This is a genomic window from Trinickia violacea (assembly GCF_005280735.1).
GTDB lineage: Bacteria > Pseudomonadota > Gammaproteobacteria > Burkholderiales > Burkholderiaceae > Trinickia_A > Trinickia_A violacea.
On record NZ_CP040077.1, the window covers coordinates 119019 to 131421 of the forward strand.

At 64.4% G+C, this 12403-nt stretch carries 15 protein-coding genes; 10 read left to right on the forward strand and 5 right to left on the reverse strand.

Annotated elements, in window-relative coordinates:
- Positions 1-18 precede the first annotated feature (18 nt).
- On the forward strand, positions 19-750 hold the full coding sequence (locus FAZ95_RS00470; RefSeq protein WP_137330629.1) for an RNA polymerase sigma factor FliA: 732 nt from the start codon (positions 19-21) through the stop codon (positions 748-750).
- A gap of 194 nt (positions 751-944) precedes the next feature.
- On the opposite strand, the gene FAZ95_RS00475 is transcribed toward FAZ95_RS00470, so the two are convergent.
- The 3 genes from FAZ95_RS00475 to flgA form a co-directional block, all read right to left on the reverse strand.
- A complete protein-coding gene (locus FAZ95_RS00475; RefSeq protein ID WP_137330630.1) occupies positions 945-1379 on the reverse strand; it encodes a flagella synthesis protein FlgN in 435 nt (144 codons plus the stop codon).
- A gap of 139 nt (positions 1380-1518) precedes the next feature.
- Positions 1519-1866: a flagellar biosynthesis anti-sigma factor FlgM gene (gene flgM / locus FAZ95_RS00480; RefSeq protein ID WP_137330631.1), complete on the reverse strand. Its 348-nt coding sequence runs from the start codon at positions 1864-1866 to the stop codon at positions 1519-1521.
- A 160-nt stretch (positions 1867-2026) separates the two neighbouring features.
- The gene (gene flgA, locus FAZ95_RS00485; RefSeq protein ID WP_137330632.1) at positions 2027-3463 is read right to left on the reverse strand and encodes a flagellar basal body P-ring formation chaperone FlgA; all 1437 of its coding nucleotides are present in this window, start codon (positions 3461-3463) and stop codon (positions 2027-2029) included.
- A 234-nt stretch (positions 3464-3697) separates the two neighbouring features.
- Between flgA and flgB the strand changes: the two genes are divergently transcribed.
- The 9 genes from flgB (at position 3698) to flgJ (ending at position 11313) form a co-directional block, all read left to right on the forward strand.
- Complete coding sequence (gene flgB, locus FAZ95_RS00490; RefSeq protein WP_137330633.1) at positions 3698-4195, forward strand: flagellar basal body rod protein FlgB; 498 nt, start codon at positions 3698-3700, stop codon at positions 4193-4195.
- 124 nt (positions 4196-4319) lie between these two features.
- Positions 4320-4745: a flagellar basal body rod protein FlgC gene (gene flgC / locus FAZ95_RS00495; protein ID WP_137330634.1), complete on the forward strand. Its 426-nt coding sequence runs from the start codon at positions 4320-4322 to the stop codon at positions 4743-4745.
- Positions 4746-4758: 13 nt separating this feature from the next.
- Positions 4759-5496: a flagellar hook assembly protein FlgD gene (locus FAZ95_RS00500; RefSeq protein WP_137330635.1), complete on the forward strand. Its 738-nt coding sequence runs from the start codon at positions 4759-4761 to the stop codon at positions 5494-5496.
- Between the two features lie 30 nt (positions 5497-5526).
- The gene (flgE, locus tag FAZ95_RS00505) at positions 5527-6762 is read left to right on the forward strand and encodes a flagellar hook protein FlgE (RefSeq protein ID WP_137330636.1); all 1236 of its coding nucleotides are present in this window, start codon (positions 5527-5529) and stop codon (positions 6760-6762) included.
- 26 nt (positions 6763-6788) lie between these two features.
- Positions 6789-7547, forward strand: a complete 759-nt coding sequence (flgF, locus tag FAZ95_RS00510; RefSeq protein ID WP_137330637.1) for a flagellar basal-body rod protein FlgF — start codon at positions 6789-6791, stop codon at positions 7545-7547.
- A gap of 58 nt (positions 7548-7605) precedes the next feature.
- Positions 7606-8394, forward strand: a complete 789-nt coding sequence (flgG, locus tag FAZ95_RS00515) for a flagellar basal-body rod protein FlgG (protein WP_137330638.1) — start codon at positions 7606-7608, stop codon at positions 8392-8394.
- Between the two features lie 62 nt (positions 8395-8456).
- Positions 8457-9170: a flagellar basal body L-ring protein FlgH gene (locus FAZ95_RS00520; RefSeq protein WP_137334371.1), complete on the forward strand. Its 714-nt coding sequence runs from the start codon at positions 8457-8459 to the stop codon at positions 9168-9170.
- 4 nt (positions 9171-9174) lie between these two features.
- Positions 9175-10368 carry a flagellar basal body P-ring protein FlgI gene (locus FAZ95_RS00525; protein ID WP_137330639.1) on the forward strand — a complete coding sequence of 398 codons (1194 nt, stop codon included), beginning with the start codon at positions 9175-9177 and terminating at the stop codon, positions 10366-10368.
- A gap of 9 nt (positions 10369-10377) precedes the next feature.
- Positions 10378-11313 (forward strand): flagellar assembly peptidoglycan hydrolase FlgJ, encoded by a 936-nt coding sequence (gene flgJ, locus FAZ95_RS00530; RefSeq protein ID WP_137330640.1) that lies wholly within the window; start codon positions 10378-10380, stop codon positions 11311-11313.
- Between the two features lie 4 nt (positions 11314-11317).
- Here the strand turns inward: flgJ and FAZ95_RS00535 are convergent, their stop codons facing one another.
- Both FAZ95_RS00535 and FAZ95_RS00540 read right to left on the reverse strand, forming a co-directional pair.
- Positions 11318-11740 carry a type VI secretion system amidase immunity protein Tai4 gene (locus FAZ95_RS00535; RefSeq protein ID WP_137330641.1) on the reverse strand — a complete coding sequence of 141 codons (423 nt, stop codon included), beginning with the start codon at positions 11738-11740 and terminating at the stop codon, positions 11318-11320.
- Positions 11737-12231, reverse strand: a complete 495-nt coding sequence (locus FAZ95_RS00540) for a type VI secretion system amidase effector protein Tae4 (RefSeq protein WP_137330642.1) — start codon at positions 12229-12231, stop codon at positions 11737-11739. Before FAZ95_RS00540 ends, FAZ95_RS00535 begins: the two co-directional genes overlap by 4 nt.
- Between the last annotated feature and the right edge of the window lie 172 nt (positions 12232-12403).

The window sequence follows — 12403 nt, forward strand, 5'->3', positions numbered from 1 at the left end:
AAGGGACAGGAGGACACGATGTACAACGCTCAAGGCAAGATGTCCCAGGAGGACGTGCTGACGCAGTACGCACCGCTCGTGCGTCGGCTCGGCTTGCAGCTCGTCGCGAAGATGCCGGCGAGCGTGGACCTGGACGATTTGATCCAAGCCGGGATGATTGGTCTTCTCGACGCGGCGGGCCGCTACAAGGAAGACCAGGGCGCGCAGTTCGAGACCTACGCGAGCCAGCGTATTCGCGGCGCGATGCTCGACGAACTGCGCAGCAACGACTGGCTGCCGCGCAGCTTGCGCAAGACGTCGCGCGAGGTGGAGTTCGCGGTGCATCAGGTCGAGCAGCAACTGGGCCGCTCGGCGAGCGAGACGGAAATCGCCGAGCAGCTCAAGATGCCGCTCGACGCGTATCAGTCGATGCTGCAGGACTTGCACGGCAGCCAGCTCATCTACTACGAAGACTTCGACCGTTCCGCCGACGACGAGCCGTTCCTCGACCGCTACTGCGTCGATCATTCCGATCCGCTGTCGGCGCTGCTCGACGAGAGCCTGCGCAGCGCGCTGATCGAGGCGATCGAGCGTCTGCCGGAACGCGAGAAGCTTTTGATGTCGCTCTACTATGAGCGCGGCATGAACCTGCGCGAAATCGGCGCGGTGATGGAAGTCAGCGAATCGCGGGTGTGTCAGTTGCACAGCCAAGCCGTGGCACGTCTGCGCACGCGGTTGCGCGAGATGGCGTGGGCGGGCGTCGAAAACTGATTTAGACGGCGTGCCGCACGCGGGGCGATGCGACGTCGATGCCCGATGTGTTGGAGCAGGTGAATTCCCAAATCAACGCATGACAAACAAAGAGCGCGGCGAATGGCCGCGCTCTTTGTTTTTATTCACACGCCGGTGAGCTTCAACACCGCGGCGAACGGGCGCCGCCGCGGTTCAGCGCAAAGCGGCGGGGCTTAGACGCCCGCCATCCGCCCGTCCGGGCCGTACACGGAGGCTTTGCTGGCCGCCCCGCGCAGGATCGCGAGCGCGCTCTGGTTGTAGTTCATGCGCACGCGGATCATGAGGCCGTTGTTGGTGTTCGCGCGCCGTGCGCGCTGCACCACTGCCTGCAAGAGTTTCCAATGCTCGGCGAGGCGCGCGTCTTGAGCGGCCGCGAGCTCCATGCCCTTCCAGCCCGGCGGCAAGCCGAGGTCGCGCAACTGCGCGTCGCGCGATTTTTCGAGCGACGCGAGCTGCTCGGTCAGCTCGGTTTTCTTATCGATGATCGAAGGCAGCACCTCGAGCGGCGAGGCGGCCGTGAGCGCCTTCTCTTCGTAGGCGAGCAGCGAGGCGAACGCCTCGACCGTCGCGTGTTCGTCGATCACAGTGGCAAGCAGGGCATCTTTCATAACGACTCGCTTTCAAGAAAACGCCGGGCGCGAAGACAGGTCTTTCGGCCCTTGTAAAAACAAAAGGGTTCGCGTGTTTGCTGCACGCGAACCCTGGCGCCGGAATGCCGCCCAACAGCTGCTGCGATCAGTGCATGGCTCAGCCGCCGGTCGACGGATTCTTCTGCAACAGGCCGCGCGCCGTTTCCAGCACGCCGTCCGCAATCTTGCTCGTGTCGATCGTCAGCGTGCCGTTCTGAATGGCCTGCTTGATCGACTCGACTTGGCCGACGTCGATATCGGCCGCGCCGGATGCCGCCAGGCTGCGCAACGACGACGACAGCCCCGACAAGTTCACGTTTGCATCGCCTGCGGAACCGCCCGCGCCTTGCGCCGGCGCCGTCGAGGCGCTCGCTGCCGCAGCCGCGGCGCTGTCGCCCTGCTGCGTGCGCTGCGCGCCGTCCTTCAGCGACGACACGCTCGACTTGGTGGTGGAATCGATTTTCACGATTGGCTTCCCGAATGATTTGAGTGTAATAACGGCACACCCCAATCAAACTTTAGCGCAATCGTCCATTCCCTTTTTTCCCGCCTGGCTGGCATTCCAGCGATCCGGCCCCGCTAATTTGCGAACACCGCTGGCTTTGCCGCCGTCGCCGTAACCGTTTTCATAGCTGGATCTCGACCGTGCCGCCGTCCTTCACGACGCCCTGGATGATCTGGCCCGCCGCCGTCTTCACCCGCACCGTCTGCCCGGGCGACGCGTTGTTCATCGCGCTGCCTTCCGACGAAATCGAAAATCCCTGCCCGTTCGCGACGATCCGCACCGTCTGTCCGACCGTCACCGCCGAGGCGCTCCGGATCATGTCCCGCCGCAGCGGCATGCCCTCCGACACGCGCATGAGCGCGACCGAGCCGACCGCCTGCGAGGGATCGATGATGACGGCCATCGGCAGCGTGGTCAGGTCGCCGTCGCGCGCGACGAGGTCGGCGGCCGACAGCACGTCGCCGGGCGCGAGGGCGCGGGCGGAGACGTAGTAGGTGGCCTGCACCGACACGCGCGCTTGCACGTAGAGCGTCCACGGACGGTCGCCGACGCAGCGCACGCCGATCGTCGTGCGGCCCCACATGCGCGAGCCGGTCGGCATGAACGGCGTGAGCGACGCGCAGGCGGCGAGGCCGCGCGGGAAGACTTGATTGACGGTGATGCTGACGTTGCCCGGCAGCCCTTGTGCCTGCTGCTGCAGGAACGCGAGCGCCGCTTGGCGGATCGATTCGCCGTCTTCCTGGCCGGCTGGGGCGGCGGGGTTGGCCGCGCCGGCGGCGGTGACCGGCACGGAGGCCGCTTGCACGGCGCGGACCGGTTGCACGGCGACGCGCGTGACGGCGGCGCTCGCGACCTGAGCGACCTGTGCCGTTTGCGCCGCTTGCGGCAGCGAAGCCGGCGCAGCGTTGACGGCATTGGTGCCGCGCACGTTGCGCACATAGCGCGGGCTCGCGCCCGACGCGAGCTCGGGCGGCTCGCCGCGTGCGGAAAGCGGATCGATCGAGGCGCCGGCGGGCGTGTTCATCGCGACGGCCTGGGCGTTTTGACGCGAGACCTGTGGCGCCGAAGCCACCACGACCGGAATCACCTGACGCGGATTGGCGGCGGCGTTCGCGTTGCCCGCGTAGTTTCCTGGGTTGTTGCCCGTGTAAGCATTCGCGGCGGCGGTTTGCGCCGGATGCTCACCCGGACCTGGGATGACGATCGCGCCGCTTGCGGCGGCGGCGTGAGCGAACTCGTCTTCATGGGAAGCGCTGCGCGTGACGGGGACCGCGGCGGGCATGGCCGGCATCGCTGCCGGCGCGGCAGTTTGCATCCCGGCGCTCTGTGCCATCGCGAGCGCGGCGGCCGGATTCGTTTCGCCGGGCCCGGGAATCACGATCGGGCCGCTGCCGGCCGTCTGCGCGTGAACGAGCGGAGCAGCGGCGACGCATCCCAGGAAGCACGCACCCGCGAGTGCCCAGCGCCTGAGCGCGGGCCACGCGGCCGCCCGCCCACGCCCCGTGCCCGCGCCTTTGGCGCGAACACAGCGCGTGACTTCGGAAGCGGGCCAGGACATCGCGAATCTCCATCGGAATACATCGGTACGCCTCGCATTCTAGAGATCGCCCCTCGCGCGCAAACGTTGAATAGAGGGGCGCTTCCCTGGTTATTCGTCCGATTGCTTCTTGCGCCGTCCTCCTAAGATGCAGTCCATGTAAAAAGGCCTTCGTGCCGGTGCGCCTTTGCCACGGCGCGAACCGGCCGGGTCCCTGCAAACCGCTTGCGCTTGCTTTCGACGGAGAAATGCCCGATGGACAAACTCGATGCCGAATTCGCCTTTGGCCGCCAGTCGCTCGATGTGCGCGCCTACCGGCAGGAATTGCTGTCGTCGAACATCGCGAACGCGGACACGCCCGGCTACAAGGCGCGCGACGTCGACTTCTCGTCGGCGCTTTCGAGCGCGCTCAAGCAGAGCGGCGCGGCAGGCGGCACCGGCATGGCGACGAGCAACGCCCAGCCGCTCGCGCTCGCGCAGCCCGCGGGCGTGACGAGCGGCATGTCGATGGCGACGACGCAGGCCGGCCACATGGCAGGCAACACGAAGCTGATTCCGACCGGCGGTCCGGCCGACAGCTACGGCCAGCTCGCCTACCGGAATCCGGTGCAGCCCGCGCTCGACGGCAACACCGTCGACCTCGACACCGAGCGCGTGCAGTTCGCGGACAACTCATTGCATTACGAATCGCAGATGACATCGATCTCCGGCCAGATCAAGACGATGCTCGCGGCGATCACGTCGGGAAGCTAAGCGGCCAATTGAGCGGCAAACGAGCGGCAAAGACCGCAAGACTCGAGATATCCAACCGGCAGCAGTAACGGAAACGCTATTCACCACCGCACGCAACGGGGTTTAAAGAGAGGTCCAGAAAGCCATGCCATCTTTGATGAACATTTTCGACGTTGCGGGCTCGGCGATGTCCGCGCAGTCGGAACGACTGAACGTCACTGCATCGAATCTCGCCAACGCCGACAGCACGACCGGCCCTGACGGCCAGCCGTACAAGGCCAAGCAAGTCGTGTTCGCCGTAAATCCGCTCGGCGGCGCGCGCACGGCATCCGGCCAGCAGGTGGGCGGCGTGCGCGTGACGGGCGTGGTCGACGACCCGACGCCGATGAAGACCACCTACGACCCGAGCAACCCGGCGGCGAATTCGGACGGCTACGTGACGATGCCGAACGTCGACCCGGTGCAGGAAATGGTGAACATGATCTCGGCGTCGCGCTCGTACCAGGCCAACGTCGAGACGCTGAACACCGCCAAGAACCTGATGCTCAAAACACTCACGATCGGCACCTGAGGAGAAACCCACCGTGACGACCAATACGACTATCGGCAGTACCGGGACGGTCTCCCAGAACCTGCTCAACACGATGAACGGCACGACGGGCACCTCGTCGAGCTCGACCGCCAGTTCGTCCACGTCGAACAACTCGACTTCGGCGGCGAGCCTGCAGAGCTCGTTCCTGCAACTGCTCGTGACGCAGCTGCAGAACCAGGACCCGACCAACCCGATGGACAACTCGCAGATGACGTCGCAGCTCGCCCAGATCAACACGGTGTCGGGCATCAGCCAGCTGAACACGACGCTGTCCTCGCTCGCCTCGCAGCTGACCGCGCAGCAGCAGGCGCAGTCCGCGAGCCTGATCGGCGCGACCGTGCTCACGCCGGGCAACTCGGTGACGGTGAGCAACAGCAGCGGCACCGACACGATCACGCCGTTCGGCGTGACGCTCTCGGGCGCGGCCACCAACGTGCAGATCCAGGTGACGAACTCGTCGGGCCAGGTGGTCAACACGATCAATCTCGGCAAGGAATCGGCCGGCACGGTGCCGGTGAGCTGGACGCCTGTCGATGCGTCGGGCAACGCGCTGCCGGCCGGCAACTACACCATTGCCGCGTCGGCCACGATCGGCGGCTCGCCGGCGACGCCGTCGACGGTCACGGGCGCCGTGGTCGAAGGCGTCCTGCCGCAATCGAGCGGCAACGCGAACCTGGTTTTGTCGAATGGCAATACGGTCGGCCTGTCCACCGTCGCCGGCATCCTCTAATCCATCACAGATTTTGCAAGGGAAACGCTCATGAGCTACGACACCGGTTTGAGCGGTTTGGCCGCCGCGACGAACGATCTCGACGTAATCGGCAACAACATCGCTAACGCCAACACCACCGGCTTCAAGCAAAGCACGGCGCAATTCGCCGACGTGTACGCGAACTCGATCGCGACCTCGGTGAACAACCAGATCGGCATCGGCACGCAGCTCGCGGCCGTGCAGCAGGACTTTTCGCAAGGCACGATCAACACGACGGGCCAGGCGCTCAACGTCGCGATCAACGGCACCGGCTTCTTCCAGATGTCGAACAACGGCTCGCTCACGTACTCGCGCAACGGCGTGTTCCAGCTCGACAAGAACGGCTTCATCACGAACGCGCAGGGCTTGGATCTGATGGGCTACGCGGCGAACGGGACCGGCGTGATCAACACCGCTTCGACCGTGCCGCTGAAAGTGCCGACCACCAACGTTCCGCCGACCGCCACGGCCAACATCACCGCGCAACTGAACCTGGACGCGCAGGACAAGACCCCGACGGTCACGCCGTTCTCCGCGACCAACTCGCAGACCTACAACTACTCGACCTCGATCCAGACCTACGACACGCTCGGCGGCTCGAATCAGGTCAACATGTATTTCGTGAACAACGGCGGCGGCGTGTGGGGTGTCTACGGCGGCACGTCGGGGAGCGTCAGCCAGCTCGGCACGGTGACGTTCAATAGCTCGGGCACCCTGACCGGCACGGCGGCGACCGCCCCCGCGACGAGCGCCGCAACGGGCCAGTTCACGTTCACGATCCCCACGACCGACGGCAGCTCCAACCCGCAGTCGCTCACGCTGAACCTGACCGGCACGACGATGTACGGCAGCGCGGACGGCGTGAACAACCTCGCGCAAGACGGCTTCTCGGCCGGCCAGCTGACCAACTTCTCGATCGGCGCGAACGGCATCCTGACCGGCAACTATTCGAACGGCCAGACCCAATCGCTCGGCCAGATCGTACTCGCCAACTTCAACAACCCGAACGGCCTGCAGGACCTCGGCGGCAACGAGTACGCCGCGACCTTCTCGTCGGGCGTGCCGCAAATCTCGGCGCCGGGCAGCACGAACCACGGCACGCTGACGGGCGGCGCGCTCGAATCGTCGAACGTGGACCTGACGACGCAGCTCGTCGATCTGATCACGGCGCAGCGCAACTACCAGGCGAACGCGCAGACGATCAAGACGCAGCAGACCGTCGACCAGACGCTGATCAACCTGTAAGCGCGACTGCATAGAACGAGCGAGTCATGGACCGACTGATCTACACCGCAATGACGGGCGCCGCCCAGGCGCTCGCGCAGCAGGACGTCGTCGCCAACAACCTGGCGAACACGTCGACCACGGGTTTTCGCGCGCAGCTCGCGAACTTCCGCTCGGCGCCGCTTTCGTTCGGCGACGGCAGCACGGTCAACGACGACACGACTCGCACGTTCGTGCTGTCCTCCACGCCGGGCGCGGACTACACGCCCGGCCCGATTTCGCAGACCGGCAACCCGCTCGACGTCGCCGTGCAGGGCCCGGGCTGGCTGTCCGTGCAGACGGCCGACGGCAACGAGGCGTACACGCGTGCGGGCAATCTGCACGTCGACGCGAACGGCCAGCTGATGACCGCGAACAACTTGCCGGTCATCGGCAACAGCGGGCCGATCGCGGTGCCGCCGGGCTCGGACATCACGATCGGCAAGGACGGCACCGTTTCGGCGCTGGTGGCGGGCGACCCGCCGCAATCGATCGCGGTGATCGACCAGCTGAAGCTCGTGAACCCCGATCCGAACACCCTCGAGCGCGGCAACGACGGCCTCTTCCATACCGCCGACGGCAACCCCGCCGATGCGGACCAGACCGTCGTGCTCGCGCCCGGATCGATCGAAGGCAGCAACGTGAATCCGGTGGCGGCGATGGTGTCGATGATCACCAACGCGCGGCAGTTCCAGATGCAAACGAAGCTGCTGCAAAACGCCGATCAGAACGACCAGTCGGCGAACCAGCTGCTCACGTTCAGCTGAAACGCGGATACCGACCACGCTTGAGTCTCGCTGAAAGAATTATTGGAGAACCACCCAAATGAACCGTTCCCTCTACATCGCCGCCACCGGCATGAACGCGCAGCAGTCGCAGATGGACGTGATCTCGAACAACCTCGCCAACGTGAGCACGAACGGCTTCAAGGGCTCGCGCGCGGTGTTCGAAGATCTCATGTATCAGACGCTGCGTCAGCCGGGCGCGAACTCGACGCAGCAAACCGAGCTGCCGTCGGGCAGCCAGGTCGGCACCGGCGTGCAGCAGGTCGCCACCGAGCGTCTCTTCACGCAGGGCAACCTGCAGCAGACCGGCAACTCGAAGGACGTCGCGATCAACGGCAACGGCTTCTTCCAGGTGCAGATGCCGGACGGCACGATCAGCTACACGCGCGACGGTTCGTTCCAGACCAACTCGCAGGGCCAGCTCGTCACGTCGAGCGGCTATCAAGTGATTCCGGCGATCACGATCCCCGTGAACGCGACCTCGCTCACGATCGGCAGCGACGGCGTCGTGACGATCACGACGCCGGGTTCGACCAACAACCAGACGGTCGGCACGCTGCAGCTCGCCACCTTCATCAACCCGGCCGGCCTCGAGTCGAAAGGCGAGAACCTGTATTCGGAAACGGCATCGTCGGGTACGCCGAACGTCGCCGCGCCGGGCTCGAATGGCTCGGGCACGCTCAACCAGGGCTACGTCGAAGCCTCGAACGTGAACGTCGTGCAGGAACTGGTCAACATGATCCAGACGCAGCGCGCGTATGAGATCAACAGCAAGGCCGTCACGACGTCGGACCAGATGCTGCAGACCTTGAGCCAGATGTCGGTCTGACGCGCAGTTGACGCGTTCGATGCGCAGTTGACGAATAGGCAATGAATAAGGCGGTAAACACGATGTCGCAGCTCTCTCGTATCCCGGTTCCCTTGCGCGCGTTGCGCGCAGCCTCGATGCTCGCATTCACCGGCGTAGTAGCGGCGGGCGTGCTCGGCGGCTGCGCGCAGTTCAAGAAAGAGCCGATCACGCAGCAGCCGATGACAGCGGTTCCGCCGGTGCCCCCGCAGATGAACCCGCCCGGATCGATCTACAACCCGGGCTATGCGGGGCACCCGCTGTTCGAAGATCAGCGGCCCCGCAACGTCGGCGATATCCTGACCATCGTCATTGCGGAAAATATCAACGCAACGAAGTCGTCGGGGTTGAACACCAACCGCAACGGCACGACCAATTTCGGCGCGACGGCGGCCGGGTTTGCGCCCGGCTTCTTCAACCGCGCGAATCTCAATGCGACGGGTGCGAACACGTTCGCCGGCACGGGCGGCGCGAACGCATCGAACACCTTCAGCGGCGTGATCACCGTCACCGTCACGAACGTGCTGCCCAACGGCAACCTCGTGGTGAGCGGCGAGAAGCAGATGCTCATCAACCAGGGCAACGAATTCGTGCGCCTTTCCGGGGTCGTGAACCCCAACACGGTGGCCGGCGACAACAGCGTGTTCTCCAACCAGGTGGCCGACGCGAAGATCGAGTATTCGGCGAAGGGCGTCATCGACGAAGCCGAGACCATGGGGTGGCTGCAGCGCTTCTTCCTGAACCTGGCGCCATGGTGATGCTATGAATTCGAACCTCATTGCCCGCGCCTTGCTGCGCATTCGCTCCTTCGCTATCGCGCCTGTCGTGGTGTCGCTCGCATTCGCCGCGCTGCTCGGCGCCGGCACGTCCGCGGCGCACGCCGAGCGCTTGAAGGACCTCGCGCAGATCCAGGGCGTGCGCGACAACCCGCTGATCGGCTATGGCCTCGTCGTCGGTCTCGACGGCACGGGCGACCAGACGACGCAAACGCCGTTCACGACGCAGACGCTCGCCAACATGCTCGCGAACCTCGGCATCTCGATCAACAACCAGCAGATCGGCGGCACGAACAGCACGTCGACGCTGACCAACATGCAGTTGAAGAACGTCGCGGCCGTGATGGTGACGGCGACGCTGCCGCCTTTCGCGCGGCCGGGGCAGGCGATCGACGTGACCGTCTCGTCGCTCGGCAACGCCAAGAGCATTCGCGGCGGCACGCTGCTGCTGACGCCGATGAAGGGCGCCGACGGCCAGGTGTATGCGCTTGCGCAGGGCAACGTCGCGGTGGGCGGCGCGGGCGCCAGCGCGAACGGCAGCAAGGTGCAGGTCAATCAGCTGGCTGCGGGCCGCATCACCGACGGCGCGATCGTCGAGCGAGCGGTCGCGACACGCGTGAGCGATGCGGGCGGCACGATGCAGATGGAGCTGAACGACACCGACTACGACACGGCGCAGCGCGTCGTGGCCGCGGTCAACAACGCCTTCGGCCAGGGCACGGCGATGCCGCTCGACGGCCGCACGATTCAATTGCGCGCGCCGGCCGATCCGTCGCAGCAGGTTGCGTTCTTGGCGCAGCTGGAGAGCCTCGACGTGAAGCCGGCGCTCGCCGCCGCGAAGGTGATCCTGAACGCCCGCACCGGCTCGATCGTGATGAACCAGATGGTGACGCTGCAAAGCTGCGCGGTGGCGCACGGCAACTTGTCGGTGGTCGTGAACACGCAGACCGTGGTGAGCCAGCCGGGCGCGTTCTCGAACGGCACGACGGTGACCGCGCGGCAATCGCAGATTCAATTGAAGCAGGACAACGGGGCGCTCAAGCTCGTGACCGCCGGCGCGAACCTTGCCGAAGTGGTGAAGGCGCTCAACGCGCTCGGCGCGACGCCCGCGGATCTGATGTCGATCCTGCAGGCGATGAAGGCTGCCGGGGCGTTGCAGGCGGACCTTGAGATCATTTAAGGACGGACGATGAACAACTCGAACGCAAACAATGCCGGACTCGACCTGTCGAATCGCTTCGCGCTCGACACGCAAGGCTTCGACGCATTGCGCGCGCAGGTCAACGCCTCGCCGCAGGCCGGTCTCAAGATGGCCGCGCAGCAGTTCGACGCCGTGTTCATGCAGATGATGCTCAAGAGCATGCGCGACGCGACCCCGGAGGACAGTCCGCTCGATTCGAACGACACCAAGCAGTTCACGTCGATGCTCGATCAGCAGTTGTCGCAGCAGATGTCGTCGAAGGGCATCGGCGTCGCCGACATGATGCTCAAGCAGCTGATGCGCAACTCGGGCATGCAGGTCGGCGCGGGCAACGAGGGCAACAGCGCCGCGCTCGACGCCTTGACGAAGGCGTTCGCGAACGCGAAGGCGAACGGTTCGCTGTCGTCGAGCAACACGCAGTATTCCGCCAATAGCGCATTGACGCCGCCGCTGCGCGGCAACGGCGCATCGCAGAAGGTCGACGCGTTCGTCGACAAGCTCGCCGCGCCGGCGCAGGCCGCGAGCGAGGCGACGGGTATCCCGGCGCGCTTCATCATCGGCCAGGCGGCGCTCGAATCGGGCTGGGGCAAGAGCGAGATCAAGAAGGCCGACGGCTCGACGAGCCACAACGTCTTCGGCATCAAGGCGACGAAGGACTGGACCGGCAAGACGGTATCGACGCTGACGACCGAGTACGTGAACGGCCAGCCGCATCGCGTGATCGAAAAATTCCGCGCCTACGACTCGTACCAGGATGCGATGACCGACTACGCGAAGATGCTGAAGGACAATCCGCGGTATGCGTCGGTGATGAACTCGTCGCACGACGCCACGAGTTTCGCGCACGGGATGCAGCGCGCGGGCTACGCGACCGATCCGCATTACGCGAAGAAGTTGATTTCGATTATGCAGCAGATGGTTTGAGGGTTTATTGGGGGCGGCGAGGTGGTTTGTCGCCTATCCAATCAGGATGAGGCACATATTTGCGCACCTGTTCGGCGAGTTCTTGACTGTGGTACATGTCGAGGCACTTGAGTAAATCGAATCGCGCCCCGGCGTAACCCTCGACCGGATTGCTGTAATTCCTGTTCAGATATTTCTCTATAAGCAGATCCGTTGCCGGGTTGCCTTTGTCGTCATCGTAGTAGGTCCATTCGATGAACGCGCTTTTGGTTGCGTCGGCATCTTTTCCGGCTGACGATCCCTTGTAGGCGGTCGCTATGCAGGTGGCCAATGCCCTGTCCTTGTAGTTTTCCGCGTTCGATCGATGTGTCGCGTTGATGGAATCAGCGGCAGCGGCAGAAAACGATGCATAGAGCAATGTGGCGGCGGCTAGGCGAGCGGCGATCATTTGAGTGCCCAAAAGTTTGCCCTCTCCGTGCGGTATGTCGCACCGGTTTCGTTGAAATAGCAGTGGTCGTAGCAAGTCGACCCGTTGTAGAGCGTTGCATGACCGCTCGCATCGTTCCATCCGCTAACCTCAAAGAGAACGACGCCTTTCCTGCCTGCCAGGGAGCCACCGCCGCTAGGCGGATACGCCACAACTTCCGGTTCGCCCCATCGTTGTCTAAGAAACGCGATCAGGTCTTTTACTCGATAGAAATAGTTCAAACCGCCGTCACCGGTCTTTGTCTTCCCCGGCAGTGCCGGGATGAACACGCCTGATCGATTCAGGATATAGCTCATGCGAACTGCACAGGTGTTCTTCCAAGGATTCTTTTTGTCGCGAATATGGGCCGCGACATTGCCGCCTATCATTTGCGCTACTTTTTCCCCTGTGTGAGTCGGGCTGTAGATCGCTTGTGATTCCGCCCACACCGTTGAGAACGCCGGTTTAGTCATTTCCTGTCTCCCAGTGTCGCCAAAGTTACAAAAGCTCGGCACGCCGATCGAAAATTTGGTGGCCGCCAGCGTAGCACGGGGTTGAAAGGATTTCGTCAGAATCGTGTGTGACTTGGCGTCGCGAGAACGGGTTTCAGCACAGCAGCCGCCCCCTGAACACGGGGTTGCCTCC

Coding starts and splice junctions, on each gene's coding strand:
- flgE (WP_137330636.1), top strand. CDS start 5,527: ATGAGCTACGACACCGGTTTGAGCGGTTTGGCCGCCGCGACGAACGAT.
- flgF (WP_137330637.1), top strand. CDS start 6,789: ATGGACCGACTGATCTACACCGCAATGACGGGCGCCGCCCAGGCGCTC.
- FAZ95_RS00470 (WP_137330629.1), top strand. CDS start 19: ATGTACAACGCTCAAGGCAAGATGTCCCAGGAGGACGTGCTGACGCAG.
- flgG (WP_137330638.1), top strand. CDS start 7,606: ATGAACCGTTCCCTCTACATCGCCGCCACCGGCATGAACGCGCAGCAG.
- flgC (WP_137330634.1), top strand. CDS start 4,320: ATGCCATCTTTGATGAACATTTTCGACGTTGCGGGCTCGGCGATGTCC.
- FAZ95_RS00535 (WP_137330641.1), bottom strand. CDS start 11,740: ATGATCGCCGCTCGCCTAGCCGCCGCCACATTGCTCTATGCATCGTTT.
- FAZ95_RS00520 (WP_137334371.1), top strand. CDS start 8,457: ATGTCGCAGCTCTCTCGTATCCCGGTTCCCTTGCGCGCGTTGCGCGCA.
- flgB (WP_137330633.1), top strand. CDS start 3,698: ATGGACAAACTCGATGCCGAATTCGCCTTTGGCCGCCAGTCGCTCGAT.
- flgA (WP_137330632.1), bottom strand. CDS start 3,463: ATGTCCTGGCCCGCTTCCGAAGTCACGCGCTGTGTTCGCGCCAAAGGC.
- FAZ95_RS00540 (WP_137330642.1), bottom strand. CDS start 12,231: ATGACTAAACCGGCGTTCTCAACGGTGTGGGCGGAATCACAAGCGATC.
- flgJ (WP_137330640.1), top strand. CDS start 10,378: ATGAACAACTCGAACGCAAACAATGCCGGACTCGACCTGTCGAATCGC.
- FAZ95_RS00475 (WP_137330630.1), bottom strand. CDS start 1,379: ATGAAAGATGCCCTGCTTGCCACTGTGATCGACGAACACGCGACGGTC.
- FAZ95_RS00525 (WP_137330639.1), top strand. CDS start 9,175: ATGAATTCGAACCTCATTGCCCGCGCCTTGCTGCGCATTCGCTCCTTC.